Source organism: Afifella pfennigii DSM 17143 (assembly GCF_000688515.1).
In the GTDB taxonomy this organism is placed as follows: Bacteria; Pseudomonadota; Alphaproteobacteria; order Rhizobiales; family Afifellaceae; genus Afifella; species Afifella pfennigii.
Map to the genome: position 1 here is coordinate 49,838 of NZ_JHZK01000014.1, position 16,798 is coordinate 66,635.

17 protein-coding genes are annotated in these 16,798 nt (G+C 67.9%); 6 read left to right on the forward strand and 11 right to left on the reverse strand.

The window, feature by feature from the left end:
* Positions 1-92 precede the first annotated feature (92 nt).
* From Q331_RS0111290 to Q331_RS0111305, 4 genes are read left to right on the forward strand one after another with little or no spacing between them, the layout of a single operon-like run.
* On the forward strand, positions 93-1,091 hold the full coding sequence (locus Q331_RS0111290) for a metal ABC transporter solute-binding protein, Zn/Mn family (RefSeq protein ID WP_245615617.1): 999 nt from the start codon (positions 93-95) through the stop codon (positions 1,089-1,091).
* On the forward strand, positions 1,075-1,986 hold the full coding sequence (locus Q331_RS21235) for a metal ABC transporter ATP-binding protein (RefSeq protein WP_084175004.1): 912 nt from the start codon (positions 1,075-1,077) through the stop codon (positions 1,984-1,986). The genes Q331_RS0111290 and Q331_RS21235 overlap by 17 nt, the downstream gene beginning before the upstream one ends.
* Complete coding sequence (locus Q331_RS0111300) at positions 1,983-3,122, forward strand: metal ABC transporter permease (protein ID WP_026380771.1); 1,140 nt, start codon at positions 1,983-1,985, stop codon at positions 3,120-3,122. The genes Q331_RS21235 and Q331_RS0111300 overlap by 4 nt, the downstream gene beginning before the upstream one ends.
* Complete coding sequence (locus Q331_RS0111305) at positions 3,122-4,027, forward strand: metal ABC transporter permease (protein WP_026380772.1); 906 nt, start codon at positions 3,122-3,124, stop codon at positions 4,025-4,027. Before Q331_RS0111300 ends, Q331_RS0111305 begins: the two co-directional genes overlap by 1 nt.
* 173 nt (positions 4,028-4,200) lie before the next feature.
* Here Q331_RS0111305 and Q331_RS0111310 read toward each other — a convergent pair whose 3' ends face one another.
* The 11 genes from Q331_RS0111310 to Q331_RS0111360 all read right to left on the reverse strand — a co-directional run bounded on the left by Q331_RS0111310 (position 4,201) and on the right by Q331_RS0111360 (position 14,616).
* A complete protein-coding gene (locus Q331_RS0111310) occupies positions 4,201-4,965 on the reverse strand; it encodes a sulfite exporter TauE/SafE family protein (protein ID WP_026380773.1) in 765 nt (254 codons plus the stop codon).
* Entirely contained in the window at positions 4,962-6,467 is a 1,506-nt protein-coding gene (locus Q331_RS0111315; protein WP_034491909.1) for a tripartite tricarboxylate transporter permease, read from the reverse strand. Before Q331_RS0111315 ends, Q331_RS0111310 begins: the two co-directional genes overlap by 4 nt.
* Positions 6,468-6,477: 10 nt before the next feature.
* Entirely contained in the window at positions 6,478-6,969 is a 492-nt protein-coding gene (locus tag Q331_RS0111320; RefSeq protein WP_026380775.1) for a tripartite tricarboxylate transporter TctB family protein, read from the reverse strand.
* Between the two features lie 63 nt (positions 6,970-7,032).
* Positions 7,033-8,016: a tripartite tricarboxylate transporter substrate binding protein gene (locus Q331_RS0111325; protein WP_026380776.1), complete on the reverse strand. Its 984-nt coding sequence runs from the start codon at positions 8,014-8,016 to the stop codon at positions 7,033-7,035.
* A 124-nt stretch (positions 8,017-8,140) separates the two neighbouring features.
* Entirely contained in the window at positions 8,141-8,818 is a 678-nt protein-coding gene (locus Q331_RS0111330; RefSeq protein ID WP_026380777.1) for a fumarate hydratase C-terminal domain-containing protein, read from the reverse strand.
* On the reverse strand, positions 8,782-9,744 hold the full coding sequence (locus Q331_RS0111335) for a fumarate hydratase (protein WP_026380778.1): 963 nt from the start codon (positions 9,742-9,744) through the stop codon (positions 8,782-8,784). The genes Q331_RS0111330 and Q331_RS0111335 overlap by 37 nt, the downstream gene beginning before the upstream one ends.
* 13 nt (positions 9,745-9,757) lie before the next feature.
* Complete coding sequence (locus Q331_RS0111340; RefSeq protein WP_026380779.1) at positions 9,758-11,506, reverse strand: L-aspartate oxidase; 1,749 nt, start codon at positions 11,504-11,506, stop codon at positions 9,758-9,760.
* Complete coding sequence (gene sdhC, locus Q331_RS0111345) at positions 11,506-11,853, reverse strand: succinate dehydrogenase, cytochrome b556 subunit (RefSeq protein ID WP_026380780.1); 348 nt, start codon at positions 11,851-11,853, stop codon at positions 11,506-11,508. Before sdhC ends, Q331_RS0111340 begins: the two co-directional genes overlap by 1 nt.
* Positions 11,850-12,185 (reverse strand): succinate dehydrogenase, encoded by a 336-nt coding sequence (locus Q331_RS0111350; protein WP_026380781.1) that lies wholly within the window; start codon positions 12,183-12,185, stop codon positions 11,850-11,852. The genes sdhC and Q331_RS0111350 overlap by 4 nt, the downstream gene beginning before the upstream one ends.
* A complete protein-coding gene (locus Q331_RS21240) occupies positions 12,182-13,009 on the reverse strand; it encodes a succinate dehydrogenase/fumarate reductase iron-sulfur subunit (protein WP_051631062.1) in 828 nt (275 codons plus the stop codon). Before Q331_RS21240 ends, Q331_RS0111350 begins: the two co-directional genes overlap by 4 nt.
* Entirely contained in the window at positions 13,009-14,616 is a 1,608-nt protein-coding gene (locus tag Q331_RS0111360; RefSeq protein WP_026380782.1) for a thiamine pyrophosphate-binding protein, read from the reverse strand. Before Q331_RS0111360 ends, Q331_RS21240 begins: the two co-directional genes overlap by 1 nt.
* 118 nt (positions 14,617-14,734) lie before the next feature.
* Between Q331_RS0111360 and Q331_RS21245 the strand changes: the two genes are divergently transcribed.
* Together Q331_RS21245 and Q331_RS0111370 are read left to right on the forward strand one after the other, a co-directional pair.
* Entirely contained in the window at positions 14,735-15,652 is a 918-nt protein-coding gene (locus Q331_RS21245; protein WP_051631063.1) for a LysR substrate-binding domain-containing protein, read from the forward strand.
* The gene (locus tag Q331_RS0111370; protein WP_026380783.1) at positions 15,649-16,782 is read left to right on the forward strand and encodes a mandelate racemase/muconate lactonizing enzyme family protein; all 1,134 of its coding nucleotides are present in this window, start codon (positions 15,649-15,651) and stop codon (positions 16,780-16,782) included. The genes Q331_RS21245 and Q331_RS0111370 overlap by 4 nt, the downstream gene beginning before the upstream one ends.
* The last annotated feature ends 16 nt before the right edge of the window (positions 16,783-16,798 follow it).

The window sequence follows — 16,798 nt, forward strand, 5'->3', positions numbered from 1 at the left end:
AGCCGACCCTTCCTCAGAAAAATACCCTTGACGCCGAACGGCCAGCTTATAATTTGTCTGAGGCTAAAATTTTCATTGGAAGGTCCAGATTGGTGTGGAGAGCAAACCGTTTTGGCGCGATCCGTGGCCTCGCCGGGCTTGGCCTCGCGGCCACCCTGGCATGTGGCGTCGCGGTCGCGCAGGAGAGGCCGAAGGCCGTCGCCACGGTCGGGATGATTGCGGATGTCGGGCAGAACGTCGCCGGCACGTGCCTCGATGTCACCGCGCTGATGGGGCCGGGCATCGACCCGCATCTCTACCAGGCGAGCGCCGGCGACGTACGGACCTTCGATCGCGCCGACATCATCCTCTATTCCGGCTACTCGCTGGAGGGGCAGCTCGGCGAGGTGCTGGCCAAGTTCGAGAGCCGCAAGCCGACGCTCGCCGTCTCGCCCGCCTCCATCCCGCCCGCCGAGCTAATCGCCGCACAGGGCGTCTACGGCATCGATCCGCATCTTTGGATGGATGTGCGGCTATGGGCGATGCTGGCGCCGACGATCGCAGAGGCCTTTGCGGAGGTGGCGCCGGATTGCGGCGCGCAGATGCAACAGAACACGGAGGCCTATGCCGCCCAGCTCGGCGGGCTGCACGATTGGATCAAGGCGAGCGTCGCCAGCATCCCGCAAGAGCAGCGTATCCTCGTCACCGCGCATGACGCCTTCGGCTACTACGGCCGCGCCTACGGCATCGAGGTGATCGGCATCCAGGGCATCAGCACGGAGGCGGAAGCGAGCGTCGCCGATATCCGCAACGTGGCGCAGCTCGTCGTCGACCGGGACGTTCCGGCCATCTTCGTGGAAAGCACGATCAACCCGCGCACCGTGCAGGCGATCATCGATGCGGCCCGGGAGAAGGGACATGCGGTGACGATCGGCGGTGAGCTCTATTCCGACGCGATGGGAGAGCCTGGCACGGCGGGCAGCACCTATATCGGCATGCTGTTTGAGAACACGCGCACCATCGTCACGGCGCTCGGCGGCGAGCTGGCACCGTTGCCGCAAACCCTTAAGTCCTGGGCGGAGCAGTGGAATGTTGATGTCGCCGAGCAGTAGGCGCAGGCGGCAGGGCTATGCGGCCGCCGCGAGGCCGGCCGCCGCGAGGCTGCACGAGCCTCGGCTTGCCGCCCATGTGGAAGATCTCACCGTCAGCTATCACGACAAGCCGGTGCTCTTCGACATCGACCTCAACGTGCCGCCGGGCGTCATGTGCGCCATCGTCGGCCCGAACGGCGCCGGCAAGTCGACGCTGATCAAGGCCATCCTCGGCCTCGTCAAGCCGACCTCCGGCCACATCACCTTGCATGGCCTGCCCTACCGGCAGGTGCGCGCGCGCGTCGGCTACGTGCCGCAGCGCTCCACCGTCGATTGGGATTTCCCCACCACCGTGCACGACGTGGTGACGATGGGGCTCTACGGCCAGATCGGATGGTTCAAGCGACCGGGCCGGCGCGAGCGGGAAAAGGCCAGCGAGGCGCTCAAGATGGTCGGCATGCAGGACTTCGCACGCCGCCAGATCAGCCAGCTCTCCGGCGGGCAGCAGCAGCGCGTCTTCCTCGCCCGCGCCCTGGTGCAGGAGGCGGACGTGTACTTCCTCGACGAGCCGATGGCCGGCGTCGACGCCACCACGGAGCGCGCCATCGTCAAGATCCTCGGAGCGCTGCGCGATGCGGGAAAGACGGTGATCGTGGTGCATCACGACTTGCAGACCGTCAGGAGCTATTTCGACTGGCTGGTGCTGCTCAATGTGCGCGTCATCGCGCAAGGCCCGGTGGACGACATCTACACGGCCGACAATCTGCGCGCCACCTATGGCGGCCAGATCGCGCTTCTGGAACATGGCGACTTCACCAGGCCCGCTCCCGCCCCCGGCCCCGGCCCCGCCCCCGGCCCCGGCTTCGACGCGCAGAAAGAGGATGCGGGGCCGCCTCAAGCGGCCGAAGCACGATGAGCGGGCTTCTCGCCTTCCTCTCCGACTACACGATCCAGAACGTGGCGCTCGGCGCGGCGATCCTCGGCGTCATCTCCGGCGTGCTCGGCTGCTTCGCGGTCCTGCGCCAACAGAGCCTTCTCGGCGATACGCTCTCGCACGCGGCGCTGCCGGGCATCTGCCTCGGCTTCATCTTCGCCGGCACGCGCGAGCTCTCCGCCATCCTGGCGGGCGCCCTTCTCACCGGCATCCTGGCGGCGCTGTTCATGCTTGCCCTCAGCCGCCGCACGCGGCTGAAGACCGACGCCGCGCTCGGCATCTCGCTGTCGGTGTTCTTCGCCATCGGCATCGTGCTGTTGACCTACATCCAGGGTACCGGCAACGCCGCGCAAGGCGGGCTCGACACCTTCCTGTTCGGCCAGGCGGCGGCGATCCTGCGCTCCGACATCTACGTCATGGGGACGATCACGCTCATCGGCCTTGGCCTCGTCCTCGCCTTCTGGAAGGAGTTCAAGCTCGTCACCTTCGATCCGGGCTTTGCCGGCTCGCTCGGCATGCCGGTGACGGTGGTGGAGACGGCGCTGACGCTGCTCATTGCGCTCGCCGTCGTCGTGGGGCTGCAAATGGTGGGCGTCGTTCTGATGGCCGCCATGGTGATCGCGCCGGCGGCCGCGGCCCGGCAATGGGTGCGCTCGCTGGAAGCGATGGTGATCCTGTCGGCCCTGATGGGCATCATCGCCGGCGTTTCCGGCGCCCTTGTCAGCGCCCTCGCCACGGGGCTCGCCACCGGGCCTCTGGTGGTGCTCGCCGCTTCCGCGCTCGTTCTTGTGTCGATCTTTCTGGCGCCGGAACGCGGGCTCCTCTGGAGCGGGCTGCGCCGCTGGCGGGCGGAACGGCATCTGCGTGGCCGGCAGGTGCTCGCCACCATGTACGAGCTCGCCGCCGCGCATGACAATCCGGCCTACCCGGCCGAGCAATCGATGCTGGACGCCTATCACGGCCTCGGCACGGGCAAAGTTCTGCATCGGCTTCAGGGCCGCGGCCTGGTGCGCCGCACCACGCATATGCCCCAGGAAGGCATCCATTGGGAGCTGACGGAGGACGGCCGGCACGAGGCGCGCCGGAGCCTCGCCGCGCTCGGAAAGGACGAAAGCTGATGCTCGCCGCCTTCTTCGACAGCATCCCGGCGATGATCATCGCAACCGGCGCGCTGGTGGGCATCGCCGCCTCGCTCGTCGGCACCTTCCTCGTCCTGCGCGGCTCCTCGCTCCTGTCGGACGCCATCAGCCATTCCATCGTCCTCGGCATCGTCGTCGTGTGGATGCTGACGGGGGCGCAAAGCGGGCCGGTGCAGCTCGTCGGCGCGGCGCTGACGGGGCTCCTTACCGTCTTCCTCACCGAGCTTCTCGCCGCCACCGGGCGGGTAAAGAACGACGCCGCCATCGGCCTCGTCTTCCCGGTGCTGTTTTCCATCGGCGTGCTGTTGCTCAACGTCTATGCGCGCGACGTGCATATCGACCAGCACACGGTGCTTCTGGGCGAAATCGGTTTCGTCTGGCTCGATACCGTCAGTCTCGGCGGCTACGAGGTGCCGCAATCGCTGCTCTCCATGGGAGCCATGGCGGCTTTGAACCTCGTCTTCGTCACCCTCCTGTTCAAGGAGCTGAAGCTCGCCACCTTCGACCGGGCGCTCGCCGCCGCGCTCGGCTTCATGCCAGGGCTCCTGTTCTACGCCCTTCTGGCGCTGACCAGCGCCACAGCCGTCGCCGCCTTCGACGCGGTCGGGGCGATCTTATTCATCGCCTTCGTCATCGTCCCACCCTCGGCGGCCTATCTTATCACCGACCGGCTGTGGCTGATGCTTCTCTTCGCAAGCCTCATCGCCGTCCTCTCCAGCTTCGCCGGCTACGGCGCGGCGGTGCTACTGGACGTTTCCATCGGCGGGATGATGGCGACGATGACCGGCCTCTTCCTGGTCCTGGCCTTCCTCTTCGGCCCACGCTACGGCCTCATCGCGCAGGGGCTGCGCCGTCGCCGCGCCGCCCTCGCGCAGGCCGTGTGAAACAGGATCACGGAGAACGCCCAGAGCCTTCTGAGATGAAGTCGAAGAAGGACTGTTTCTCGGCCGCCGCGGCGAGCGGCAAGGAGGGGCTCGCGGCGCGATGCGGAGCATCGGGCAAGAGACCGGGCAAAGCGGGCGGCCGGCGCGCAAACCCGCCCATCGAACTGAAGGCGCTACATCGCGAAGGCGGTGCGGGCGAGCATGTTGGCGCCGAGGAGAAACAACAGCACGAGGATGAAGCGGCGGAAGGTCGCCTGGGGCAGCCTCGCGCCCCAGGCATCGCCGGCCCAGACCCCGACCAGCACCGGTGCGACGCAAAGAAGAGCGAGGAGAAAGCGCTGCGCGTCGAGAAGCCCGATGGCCCAGAAGGAGCCTGAGACGAGGACGCCGAAGACGAGGAAGCACAGGCCGAGCGTGGCCACCATCATCTGCCGCTCCACGCCCCGGCCGACGAGATAGATGACGAAGAGCGGGCCGTTGGCCGTGGTCAAGGCTCCGACGATGCCGGCGATGAAGCCGGTGGCGGCGCCGGCCGGCCTCTCCAAGTCGCCAGGCACGGCGATACGCGGATTGACGACGCTCAAGCCGACAAAGGCGAGAATGAAGAGGCCGAGCGCCATGGTGAGCGCCGCCGGCTCGATGGCATTGACGAAGAGCGCGCCGATGGGCACGCCCAGAAGCAGGCCGAGGAGGATCGGCCAGAATCGCATCAGCGTCGCCTTCGCCAGGCCCGAGCGGCCGTATTGGTAGACGTTGGCGAAGGGCAGGACGACGGCGTTGACGGCGAGCGCCAGATCGATCGGCACGATGAAGGGCGACATGGAGATCGTCACCAAGGGCAGGCCGAAGCCAGAGCCGCCCTTCACCAGGCCCCCGATGAAATAGACGAGAAGAAGCCCGAGCATTTCGGCGGGGCCGAGCCCCAGCCAGGCGCTCATGCCGCCTCTTGCGCCAGGCGCGAGCGCCGCTCGCGCATCTCGTTGCGCACCAGGGCGACGAGGGAAAGGACGCTGACGGACCAGAAGAACCAGGTGATCGGCCCACGGAAGAGGATATCGAAGCTACCGCCCGACATCAGCATCGCCTGGCGGAAATTGTCCTCCAGAAGCGGCCCGAGAATGAAGGCGATGAGGAAGGGCGCCGCGGGCATGCGCACGCGCAGCATGAAATAGCCGAGCCAGCCCATCACGAACATGACGACGATATCGAAGATGGAGTTGTTCACCGCATAGACGCCGAAGACGCACAGGACAAGCACGCCCGGAAACAACACCGAGCGCGGAATATCGGCGATGAAGCGGAAGAGGCGGATGGCGACCGAGCCGACGAAAAAGAGAAGCACGGAGCTCACCAGAAGGCCGAGGAACAGCGCGTAGATGATGTCGACATTGGCGATGAACATCATCGGCCCGGGCTGCAGGCCGTGGATCATGAAGGCGCCGATGATGATGGCGGTGATGACGTCTCCGGGTACGCCGAGCGCCAGGAGCGGGATCAGCGTGGCGCCGGCGACGCCGTTATTGCCGGCTTCCGAAGCGGCGACGCCCTCAATCTCGCCCTTGCCGAAATTGTCCTTGCGGGGCGAGTTGCGCCGCGCCTCGCTGTAGGAAAGGAAGGCCGAGGGCGCGGCGCCGATGCCGGGAATGGAACCGAGGAAGACGCCGATCAGCGAGCCGCGCACGATCGATTTGAAGGAGCGCTTGTATTCCTCAAAGGTGGCGTGGTGCTGGCCGAGCGAGCGCACCTTGTCGTGGCCATCGCTCGGGTTCCAGACGAAGGAGATGATCTCCGGCAAGGCGAACAGGCCGATCAAGACGGCGATGAAGTTGAGGCCTCCCATCAGGTCCGGCTCGCCGAAGACGAAGCGTTCCGTGCCGTAGACGAGATCGAGCCCGATAGTCGCCAGAAGCAGCCCCAGGCAGGCCGAGATCAGGCCCTTCAACAGGCTCGCGCCGGAGACGCCGGCGATGATGGTCAGCGAGAACAGGATGAGGGTGAAGAATTCCGGCGGCCCGAAGGAGAGCGCGAAGGAGGCGAGCCAGCCGGCGAAAAGGATGAGGGCGAGATTGGAGATGAGGTCGGCCGTGCAGGAGGCGTAGAGCGCCATGCCGAGCGCCTTGCCGGCCTTGCCCTGCTCGGCCAGCGGATAACCGTCGAGAACGGTGGCGCTGGAGGCCGGGGTGCCGGGCGTCTTGATGAGGATCGCCGGGATGGAGCCGCCGAAGATACCCCCCTTGTAGACGCCCAGCAGCAGGAGGATGCCGTAGATCGGCTGCAGGGAAAAGGTGAAGGGAAGCGTGAGCGCCACGGCCATCGTCGCCGAGACGCCCGGAATGGCGCCGGCGAAGACGCCGACGACGATGCCGCCGAACAGCGCCGCCAGGCTCTGCCAATGGAAGACAAGCTGAAAGCCGAGCGCCAGGCTGTCCATCAAGCTCATGGTTTCGACCTCATGGCAGACGCACGAACTCGCCCTGCGGGATCGGTACCCCGGCGACGTGATAGAAGAAGGCGTAGGTGACGAGGGGCAGGCCGAAGGCGACGATGAGGCTCGTCACCCGGTAACGGGTGCGGATGAGAAGCGCCAGCAGCAGGAAGGCGAGAGCGGAGGCCCAGACCATGCCAAAGAGCGGAATGGCGATGTAATAGCCCGCCATCAAAAGGGCGAGCGCGCCGAGCCGCAGCCAGGCATCGGGACGCGGGCCGCCGGCCTCGCCGCTCTCCTCCGGCCGCGTGCGGCCGATGAGCTGCTGAGCGACCAGCAGGGCGCCGCCGAGAAACAGGCACCAGCCGATGATGGTCGGCCAGAGTATCGGCGACAGCACCAGGCTGCGCACGCTCTTCGGCGTGGAGATGCCGAAGGGGATGGCGGCGAAGACCAGCGCCAGGGCAAAGAGCATGACGCCGGCGCCCAGCCAGATGTTGCGATGCAGCCTTGGCATGACAGCTCCCGGAAGGTCGCGGAGATGGCGGCGCGCGGCCGGGCCGACCGCGCGCCTTGAGCCTCAGCCTTCGATGCGCATGTCGAGATCGTCCACAAGCTTGCGGAAGGTCTCGTACTGGCCGTTGATGAAATCCTGCGATTCCTGCGGGTCCATCAGGCGGATGACCGAGCCGCGCTTGGTCATCTGGTCGACGAAGGTCTCGTCGGCGGTCGCCTCGCTCAGCCAATCCCGCCAGGTCGCCGACACCTCATCCGGCAGGCCCTTCGGCCCGGCAATGCCGGTCCAGCCGACGAGCTGCTCCAGCTCCTCATGGCCGAGCGAGGAGGCGGTCGGCGCGTCGAAACCCTCCAGGGGCTCCGGCGTCGTGACCAGGAGCGGGCGAAGCTGCTCGTTGGCGACGAAGCTCGCAAGGGCGGAGGAATTGGTGCAGATGAAGGTCGCCGTGCCGGCGAGCACCGCGGTCGCCGCCTCGCCGCCGCCCTTCAGCGGGATATGCGTGGCGGTCTCCAGCGGGTTTTCCACGCCGAAGGAGTTCAGCACCATCGCCCCGGCCAGATGCAAGAGCGAGCCGACGCCGGAGGAGGAGAAGCTGACGCTCCCCGGCTCCGCCTTCGCCTTGGCGATGAGGTCGTCCATCGACTGGATGTCGGAGCTTTCGGCGACGGCGCAGACGACCGGGTTGATCTCGTAGACGCCGACGAAGACGAAATCGTCCAGCGTATAGGGCAAGGTCGCCTTCATCGCCGGGTTGACGGTATGCGAGCCGACGCGCGCGGCCAGCATGGTATAGCCGTCGGGATCGGCGTTGGCGACGGAGACGGAGCCCGTCGCGCCACCGGCGCCGGTCCGGTTCACCGTCAACAGGGGCTTGGGCATCAGCTTGCCCAGCGGCCCGGCGAGGGCGCGCGCGGAAATGTCGGTGGCGCCGCCCGCGCCATAGGGGATGACGAGCGTGACCGGGCGCTCCGGATACTGGGCCAGAGCCGGCCCGGTGAGCAGGGCGCCAAGCGCCCCCAAGGCGAGAAGTCGTTTCCAAGCTTTCATCTTCTTCCTCCCAGTTCGCGCTCGCGAGGGAGCGCTTTTTCCCACGGCCGCCTTCGTGGCGGTCCGCCTTTGTAAGGGGGCATCTTGCCGGCAACGCCCCCTTCTCCAAGCCGCGGCTTTGCGGCTACATCACCTCCCGCTTGCGGTCGTCCGTCTCGCCGTAGCGATGCAGCGCCGGCGGTTTCAGCCCGTCGTAGAGCCGGGCGATGCGCTCGTTCACCAGGTCGCCCTGCTGGGCGAAGAGCGAGTTGCCGGCAAGGTCGCTGTCGACGATGAAGGGGCCGAAATTCTCAACCTCGAACATCCACATCGCCTGGGCGATGCCGAGCTCTTCCAGCCAATGGACCTCGCGCACCCGCTTGACGCCGCGGCCGAGAAGCGCGCCGGTGCCGTAGCCGACCGTGGTGAGATAGACGGCGCCGCGCGGGGAAAGCACCTTCTGATAATCCTCGCGCGGCATGCCCGCCTTGCCGATGACGATCTTGGTGCCGGTGCGGTCGAGCCATTCGGCCATGTACTTGGAGAAGCGGAAGCTCGCCGTCGCCGTGACGCCGCCGATGGCATAGCTGCCGTCCGGCTCCAGAGCGGCGGCGGGCGAGCAGTGGAAATTGGCGTTGCTGATCTCACAAAGCCCCTCCGGCAAAGGCTCGCCGCGCACCAGGACGCGCTCGTAGACGCCCTCGCGCGCGGTGTAGACGACGCCGTCCAGATAGACGACGGAGCCGAGCTGCAGCGCGGCGATATCCTGCGGCGAAGCGGGAAGCTTCAAGCGGACTTGTCTAAGGCCCTTTGGCTCGGCCATTCGATCGTCTCCCGACGCATGTAGGGGGTGAACCATTGCGGGTCGCTGCGATAGGCGATCGACCCGTCGGCGGCGATGCGCGCCGTCGCCCGGCGCGAGGAAAGGCAGAAGGTGTGCACGCTCATCGGCATGCCGCCGGTATGGGTGAAGCCGACCTCGATATGACAATCGACCACCATGGAGGAGCCGACGAAGCCCATGGCGCCCATGCCGATGGAATTGCCGAGCTCCTTCAGCTCCAATTCCAGCTCGGCGATCTTGGGGTCCGGGTTGCGGTCGCCGACGGCGCGCAGGCAGGCGGCCTGCTTGCCGAGCTGCATGCAGGTGTCCTTGGAGCCGCCGAGGCCGACACCGACGATGGCCGGCTGGCAGGCAAGGCCGCGCTTGCCGAAGGCGATCAAGGTGTCGAGGAAGAAGCGCTTGATGCCGTCGATGCCGTCGCCGGGAAAGAGCATGCGGTAATCGGTGCCGAAGAGGCCGCCCTTGTGCACGGTGGTGATGTCGATCCAGTCGACGTCGGGCTCAAAGCTCCATTCCACCTCCGGCGCGTTGATGCCGACATTGTTGTTGTGCTCGTTGCGCCAGAGCGGATGGACGCGATTGGGACGCAGCGGCACGTCGTGGGTGGCGCGCGCAGTGGCGGCGCGCAAAGCACGCTCAAAGCCGGTGAAGCCGCCGGAAAAGCGCGCCGCGTCGCCCACCTTCACCCAGTAGCGCGGCAGGCCGGTATCGGCGCACATCGGCCGGCGGTCCTCCGTCGCGGTCTCGTAATTGTCCAGCATCGCCTTCAGGACGAAGGCGGAAAGGTCGCCCGTCTCCAGGTCGACCATCCCGCGGATACCCTCCAGATAGTCCTCCGGAATGTCGATGGCGGCCTTCTTCATGATCTCGTAGGCCGCCTCCTCGATCGTGGCATTGTCGATCATCGCGCTTCCTCGCTCATTCGGCCGCCACGGGCGGCGCGCCCGCAGTTTCTTCGATCAAGGACTGGCCCGGACGCACGATGGAGAAGTCGACCGGCACCATCTCCAGCTCCAGCGCCTCGCCATCGGCGCGGATGCGCGTATAGGCGCTCGTGGCAAGCTCGCCCGTCTCCGGGAAATCCTCGCGGAAATGCGCCCCTCTGGAATCCTGGCGCGCCTCGGCGGCGAGCGCGATGACGTCGGAGATGGAAAGAAGGCTCTCCAGATTGAGCCAGTCGTGCCAGGTGAGGTTGAAGGCGCGGTCGCCATCGGCAAGACCGGTGGCGGCAAGGCTTGCCTGATGGCCGGCAATTTTCTGGCGCCCGCGCCGCAGGCCCTCGGCCGTGCGCAGGATACCGACATCGTCCCACATATCCTGCCAGAGAAGCTCGCGCAGACCCATGAGGTCGCCGCGCGGCAGGGCGAAGGGTCGCTCGGCGCGGGCGATTGCGGCCTCCACGACGCTCTCGTCGGGATCGCGAAAGGCGCTCTGGCGCGCCACGAAGGCGGCCATGGAATCGCCGGCGATGCCGCCATAGACGGTGGAATTGCCGACGCCGTTGCCACCCAGGCGATTGGCGCCGTGGACGCCGCCGCAATCCTCTCCCGCCGCGTAAAGTCCCGGCGAGGCGGTGGAGCCGTCCATCTCAAACTCCACCCCGCCCATCATGTAATGGGCCGTCGGCACCACCTCGACGCGCCCGCCGGCGAGGTCGAAGCCGCAATCGGCGCAGCGCTTGACCATGCCGGGAAAGCGCCTCGCCACGTTTTCCGGGCCGAGATGGGCCATCTCGATATAGACGCCGCCCATCGGCGTGGTGCGCCCGGCGCGCATCTCCGCATAGATGGCGCGCGAGACGACATCGCGGGTGGCGCGCTCGCCGGCCGCATCGTAGGCGGCCATGAAACGCTCGCCCTCGCCGTTGAGAAGATAGCCGCCGGCGCCGCGCAGCCCCTCCTCCAGCACGGTTCCGGTCATGCGCGTATCCGGCCCGCCCAAAAGCCCTGTGGGGTGGAACTGCACCATCTCCATGTCGCGCAGCGCCAGGCCGTAGCGCAGCGCCAGAGCCAGCCCGTCGCAGGATTTATCGCCCGAGGGCGTGTGGTAGAGATACATGGTCGGCCCGGCGCCGGTGCCGAGAAGCACCGCCTTGGCCTGGACCAGGCGATAAGCGCCGGTGCGGATATCGACGAGGAGCACGCCGGCAATGCCGGAACCGTCGGCGGCCGGGACGAGCTCGATGGCGCGGTGCTCCTCCAGGCGGCCGACATTGAGCGCCCAGACCTTTTCCATCAGCCGGTTGATGATCTCGATGCCGGTGAGGTCGCCCTTATGCACGGTGCGATCGAAGCTCTGGCCGGCAAAGGCCTTCTGGTGCAGCGTGCCGTCCGGGTTGCGATCGAAGAAGCAGCCGAGCTCGTTCTCAAGCTCGCGAATGCGTTCCACCGAGGTAACGCAGAGCTGCCAGGCAAGATCCTGGCGCGGCAGCCATTTGCCGCCGACGATGGTGTCCATGAAATGCCGCTCGACGGAATCGCCAGGCGCCAGCGCCACGTTGTAGCCGCCCTGGACCATGCGGGTGCAACCGCATTTGCCCAGAAGACCCTTGGTGGCGACGGTGACGGAAAGATCCGGATTGGCCTTCTTGGCGTGCAGCGCCGCAAACAGCCCCGCCCCGCCGGAGCCGAGGATAAGGATATCGGTCTTCAAGCGCTCCACCTGCATCACACCACCCTCACCGCGAAGACGGCGCCGATGAGGAAGGCGGCCAGAAGGCTCGGCACGATCCAGCCGAGGCGGCTGTCGCCGGCGCGCTTCCAGGGATGCAGCTCCAGAAAGAGCAGGCGCGCGCCGAAGAAGAGATGCACGGCCAGAAGCACCACAAGCCCCCATTCGGCGAGCTTGAAGAGCGACATATCGGCGAGAGCCAGGAACTCGTCCAGCGCCGCCGCGCCCTGAAGCGCCAGAGCCAGGGCGAGGAAATGCAGCGGCAGGAAGGCGGCGAGCGCAAGACCCGACAGCCGGTGGCCGATGAAGGCCCAATAGGCCTGATGGCGACGATGCCCGCTCATGCCGGCACCACCACGGCGAGAACCGCCCGCGCGCCGAGGACAAGCAGAAGCGCGGCGAAGAGCGCGGCGAGGATGCCGGCGGCGCGAGGCGGCAGCGGCGTCCATTCGGCGAGCACGTTGCGCAGGCCTATCGGCGCATGCACGGCGGCGGCGAGCACGAAGAGGCCGTAGAAGAACGCCCAGCCGGCGCTGCCGCGCGTGCGCGAAAGGATTTCGGAGGCCGTCAGCCCGTCCTGCACGGCGTAAAGGATCAAGGCCAGATGCACGAGCACCAGCGGCCCGAGCAGAAGGGCGGAGAGGCGCTGGGCGGCAAAAAGCGTGCGCTCGCTCATGCCGGCGCCTCCTCGGCTTCGGCGCGCGCGCCGGCCGGCGCTTCGGCCGCGTCCCTATCGCGAACCAGGAAGCTCAAAAGCGACATGCGCTTCAGGCCGGCGATGCTTTCCGTCGGCGAGATGCCGACGGGGCAATGACGCATGCAGCTTCCCTGGGTGTGGCAGTTGCCGCAGCCGCCCTCGCCCGTCGCCAGATCGAGCGTGGTGCGGCGCAGCGCATGGCGCTCGTCGTTGACCACCGTCCAGGCGCGGTTGAGCGCGGCCGGGCCGAGATAGGCCTCGTTCCAGCTCACCACATCGCAGGCGCTGTAGCAGACGGCGCAATTGATGCATTCGATGGCCGCGTCGGCGGCGCGGCGGCGCGGGTTCGCCGGATCGACCTTCGCCGGCGGCTCGGCGCGGGTCGCGGTGCCGGAAAAACGCCCACCCGCCTTCTGCCATTTGTCGAAGAAGCCGCGCATGTCGCAGGCGAGATCCTTGATGCGCGGCATGTTGCGCAACGGCTCGATGGTGATGGCGCCAGCCTCGGCGACCTTGGCGACATGGGTGCGGCAGGTCCAGCGCGGCACGCCGTTGACGGTCATGGCGCAGGAACCGCAGACGCCGACACGGCAGGCGAAGCGATAGGCGAGCGCCGGCTCGTGGCGACGCTGCACCTCGGTGACGACATCAAGCACCGTCTGGTTGTCGCGCGCCGGCACCTCGTAGCTGCAGAAGCTTCCCTCCTCGCGGCCGCGCCAGATGCGCACTTTGAGGGTCTTGGGGGCCAGGGTCTTGGGGGCCAGGGTTTTGGGGGCCAGGGTTTTGGGGGCGGGAGCATGCATCAGTGGCGCTCTCCCGCTTTCATGGAAAAGACAGGCGCCGGAATCCCTTGCATGGCGACGTTGATGCAGGATGGCAGGCTGGAGCCGAGCGCGCGTGAAAGCGCCGGGGCGAGCCCCTGGCGCTCCTTCACATGCTCGCCGTGGCAGCCGAGCGCGGCGGCGGAGAGGTCGTAGCGGGCATCGGGACTGAGCTCACAGCCGACGGTGCGATTAGGTCCGTAATCGCGAAGCTGGATCTGGTATTCGGCGTTCCAGCGCGCATCGTTGCCGATGACGGCGAGGATGCCGGCCCGCTCGCGCGCCGCCGTCTCGAATTCGGCGAAATGGAAGCCGGCGGTGCCGTCTCCCATCAGGGCGATGACGGTCGCCTGCGGGCGGGCGATCTTGGCGCCGATGGCATAGGGCAGGCTGCCGCCGATGGCGCCGGAGGGCCCGTTGATGACACGCCTCTCGGCGCCGGCGAAAGCCTGTGCCCATTGACCGAACTCGCCGCCATCGCAGACGAGAATGGCCTCCTCGGCCTCGCGCAGCGCGGCGTCGACACAGGTGACGATCTCGTCCGGCATCAGACTGCCATTGGCATGCGGGCGCGCACGGTGGGCCAGCGCCTCGGCGAGCCTGGCGCGCCAGACCTTTCGCGCCGGGACCGCGCCGGCCTTGCCGATGAGCGCTTCGGCGAAGGCCGGCGCTTCCGCGACAATGCCGAGCGCAACGGCCTCGCCGCCATTGCGGCGCGCGCGCTCCAGCATCTCAGGCTCCGGGTCGACGACGATAATGCTGGCATCCTTGAAAGGGGCGCCGAAGCCGGAGGTGAAATCGACCGCCTTGCCGAGATAGAGAACCGCATCGGCCTCGCCGAGAATATCGGCGGCGGCGCCGAGCGCCGGATCGCGCAGGCCGCGCGGGCTCTCCATGGAAAGCACCGGGACGGCGAGCGCGCCTTCAAGCCGCTCGGCAAATCCCGGTGCGCGCGTGGCGTTGAGGCTCGGTCCGGTGAGGATGAGCGGCCGCTCGGCGGCGGCGAGGACGGCCAGCGCCTCCCTGACCGCCTCGGCCGGGAATTCCGGCGAGGATCTTTCGGCGCGCGTTGCGGAGGCGGCGCCGTCGCCGGCCTCGGCATTGAGGACATCGAAGGGAAGCGCCAGATGCACCGGTCCCGGCCGGCCGGAACGGGCAAGATGCGCCGCCTCGGCGAAGGCGCGGCCGAGATCGGCGGCGCCGGTGACGCGCAGGCTCTCCTTCACGAAAGGCCGCGCCGCCTGCACCTGCGGGAATTCCTGGAAAGCGCCCCTGCCGTCCTGGGCAAGAGGCGAATCGCCGGAGAGGAAGACGACCGGGCTTTCCGACATCTTGGCCGAATAGAGCGCGCCGAGCGCATTGGCGAAGCCGGGCGCGGCCGTCACCAGCGCCACGCCGATGCCGCCGGAAACCTGCGCGAAGCCATCGGCCATGAAGACCGCGGCCGCCTCGTGGCGCGTATGGACGATGCGGATGCCTGGCTCAATCAGCGCATCGTAGAGCGGCATGATCTGGTTGCCGGAGAGGGAAAAAACCGTTCCAACGCCGCAATCGGCTATCGCCGAGGCGAGCACATCGGCTCCGCGCACATAAGCCTCCCGTTTCGCTCCCGGTCTTCGCGCCGGACGGGATCAGCCTATCATTTAGTTTTTCTCAAGCAAGGATTTTTGTGTTTAATATTTCTCCGCGAAAAGGCCGGAAGCGCCCATGGACGTGAAATCGCTCTACACCCTCGTCGCCGTCGCCGATTGCGGCAGCTTCGCCGAAGCCGGGCAGCGGCTGAGCCTGTCCGTCTCCTCCGTCAGCCTGCATATCAAGGCGCTGGAGGAGGAGACCGGGCTCGTGCTCTTCAACCGCCATACCCGCCCGCCGGCGCTGACGGAGGAGGGCCGCGACTTCGTCGCCCGGGCGCGCGAGGTGCTGGCGCATTGGGAGGCGCTCAGCGAGGGCCTGACGCGCGACCCGGCACGCGGCATCCTGAAGATCGGCGCGGTACACACCACCGTCGCCGGCGCCGTGCCGGCGGCGCTGAGGCGCCTGCAACTCGCCTATCCGCAGATGCATATGCGCCTCGCCACGGGCCTGACGCACGATCTGGAGGCGCAGGTGCGCCACCGGCTGCTCGACTGCGCCATCGTCACCTCGCCGGAGATGGACGAGCCGGACCTCACCTATTTTCCCGTGGCGGAGGAGCCGCTGGTGGTCATCGCGCATCGCTCGGTGAAGGGGCGAAGCGACCGCGAGATCCTGGAGAGCGAGCCCTATGTGCGCTTCAACCGGCGCGCCCGGGTGGCGCGGCAGGTGGAGCAGGAGCTCGCCCGCATGAAGATCAACGTCAATTCGCGCATGGAGATCGACACGCTCGATGCCGTCGCCGCGCTGGTCGCCTCCGCGCTCGGCGTCTCCGTCGTGCCGCGCAACGCCGGCGGGCAGAGCTTTCCGGCGGAAATCCGCACCGTGCCCTTCGGCTCGCCGCCAGTGATGCGCCAGCTCGGCGTCGTCATGCGCGCCGACAACGCCAAGGCGCATCTCGTCTCGCTGCTGGTGAAGGAGCTGCGCGTCACCTACGGCGCGCCCGCCGCGGAGGCGGCAGGCACCGCGCCCGAGGCGGCCGCCTCGACATGAGCGAGCCCTTCCGGCTTACGGCGCTGACGGCGCGCGTCTTCCGCTACCCGCTCGCCGCGCCGGTGCGCACCTCCTTCGGCGTCATGGCCGACCGGCCGGCGGTGCTCGTCGAGGCGCGCTCGGCCGACGGGGCGCGCGGCTTCGGCGAGGCCTGGTGCAACTTCCCCTCCGTCGGGGCGGAGCACCGGGCGCGGCTCGTGAACAAGGTGTGCGCGCCGCTCCTCATCGGCCGCGAGCTTGCCTTCCCGGCACAAGGCTTCCGGCATCTGACCAAGGCGCTTTGCGTCCTCGCCCTGCAGAGCGGCGAGGACGGGCCGCTCGCCCAGGCCATCGCCGGCATCGATATCGCCCTCTGGGACCTTGCCGCGCGGCGGGCGGGCGAGCCGCTTCACCGCTTCCTCGGCGGCGCGCCGGCAACCAGCGTCGGCGCCTATGCGAGCGGCCTCAACCCGGAGGCGCCGGAGCTTCTGGCGCTGAGGCGCGCCGGCGAGGGCCACACCGCCTTCAAGCTGAAGGTCGGCTTCGGCGAGGACAAAGACCTCGCCAATGTGAGGCGCCTGCGCGAGGCGCTCGGCGACGGGGCGCGGCTGATGGTGGACGCCAACCAGGCCTGGGAGGTGGGAGAGGCCGCGCGGATGGCGGAGCTTTTCGCCGACGAAGACCTCGACTGGCTGGAAGAGCCGATGCGCGCCGACGCGCCGCGAGAAGATTGGCGGGCGCTGGCCGCGCGCTCGCCGGTGCCCTTGGCGGCGGGCGAGAATTTGCGCGGGGCGGATGCGTTCCAGGCGATGATCGACAGCGGTGCGGTCGCCGTCATCCAGCCGGACATCGCCAAATGGGGCGGCTTTTCCGGCTGCCTGGAAGTGGCCAAGGCGGCGCTTGCGGCCGGACGGCGCTATTGCCCGCATTTTCTCGGCGGCGGCATCGGTCTTGCCGCCTCGCTCCACCTTCTCGCGGCCGCAGGCGGGGACGGGCTATTGGAGGTCGATGCCAACGACAATGCGCTGCGCGAGGCGATGGCCCAGCCCTTCCCTGCCCTTTCGGCGGGACGCATGGCGGTGCCGGCGGGGCCGGGCCTCGGCGTGGAGCCGGATTTTTCCGCGCTCGAGGCCTACGACATCGCGCTGTGAAAGGTAGCGCCGCCCG

Excerpts from the sequence above, each read along its gene's own strand:
- Q331_RS21235 (WP_084175004.1), top strand. The coding sequence starts at position 1,075 with ATGTCGCCGAGCAGTAGGCGCAGGCGGCAGGGCTATGCGGCCGCCGCG.
- Q331_RS0111300 (WP_026380771.1), top strand. The coding sequence starts at position 1,983 with ATGAGCGGGCTTCTCGCCTTCCTCTCCGACTACACGATCCAGAACGTG.
- Q331_RS0111305 (WP_026380772.1), top strand. The coding sequence starts at position 3,122 with ATGCTCGCCGCCTTCTTCGACAGCATCCCGGCGATGATCATCGCAACC.
- Q331_RS0111310 (WP_026380773.1), bottom strand. The coding sequence starts at position 4,965 with ATGAGCGCCTGGCTGGGGCTCGGCCCCGCCGAAATGCTCGGGCTTCTT.
- Q331_RS0111315 (WP_034491909.1), bottom strand. The coding sequence starts at position 6,467 with ATGAGCTTGATGGACAGCCTGGCGCTCGGCTTTCAGCTTGTCTTCCAT.
- Q331_RS0111320 (WP_026380775.1), bottom strand. The coding sequence starts at position 6,969 with ATGCCAAGGCTGCATCGCAACATCTGGCTGGGCGCCGGCGTCATGCTC.
- Q331_RS0111325 (WP_026380776.1), bottom strand. The coding sequence starts at position 8,016 with ATGAAAGCTTGGAAACGACTTCTCGCCTTGGGGGCGCTTGGCGCCCTG.
- Q331_RS0111330 (WP_026380777.1), bottom strand. The coding sequence starts at position 8,818 with ATGGCCGAGCCAAAGGGCCTTAGACAAGTCCGCTTGAAGCTTCCCGCT.
- Q331_RS0111335 (WP_026380778.1), bottom strand. The coding sequence starts at position 9,744 with ATGATCGACAATGCCACGATCGAGGAGGCGGCCTACGAGATCATGAAG.
- Q331_RS0111340 (WP_026380779.1), bottom strand. The coding sequence starts at position 11,506 with ATGCAGGTGGAGCGCTTGAAGACCGATATCCTTATCCTCGGCTCCGGC.
- sdhC (WP_026380780.1), bottom strand. The coding sequence starts at position 11,853 with ATGAGCGGGCATCGTCGCCATCAGGCCTATTGGGCCTTCATCGGCCAC.
- Q331_RS0111350 (WP_026380781.1), bottom strand. The coding sequence starts at position 12,185 with ATGAGCGAGCGCACGCTTTTTGCCGCCCAGCGCCTCTCCGCCCTTCTG.
- Q331_RS21240 (WP_051631062.1), bottom strand. The coding sequence starts at position 13,009 with ATGCATGCTCCCGCCCCCAAAACCCTGGCCCCCAAAACCCTGGCCCCC.
- Q331_RS21245 (WP_051631063.1), top strand. The coding sequence starts at position 14,735 with ATGGACGTGAAATCGCTCTACACCCTCGTCGCCGTCGCCGATTGCGGC.
- Q331_RS0111370 (WP_026380783.1), top strand. The coding sequence starts at position 15,649 with ATGAGCGAGCCCTTCCGGCTTACGGCGCTGACGGCGCGCGTCTTCCGC.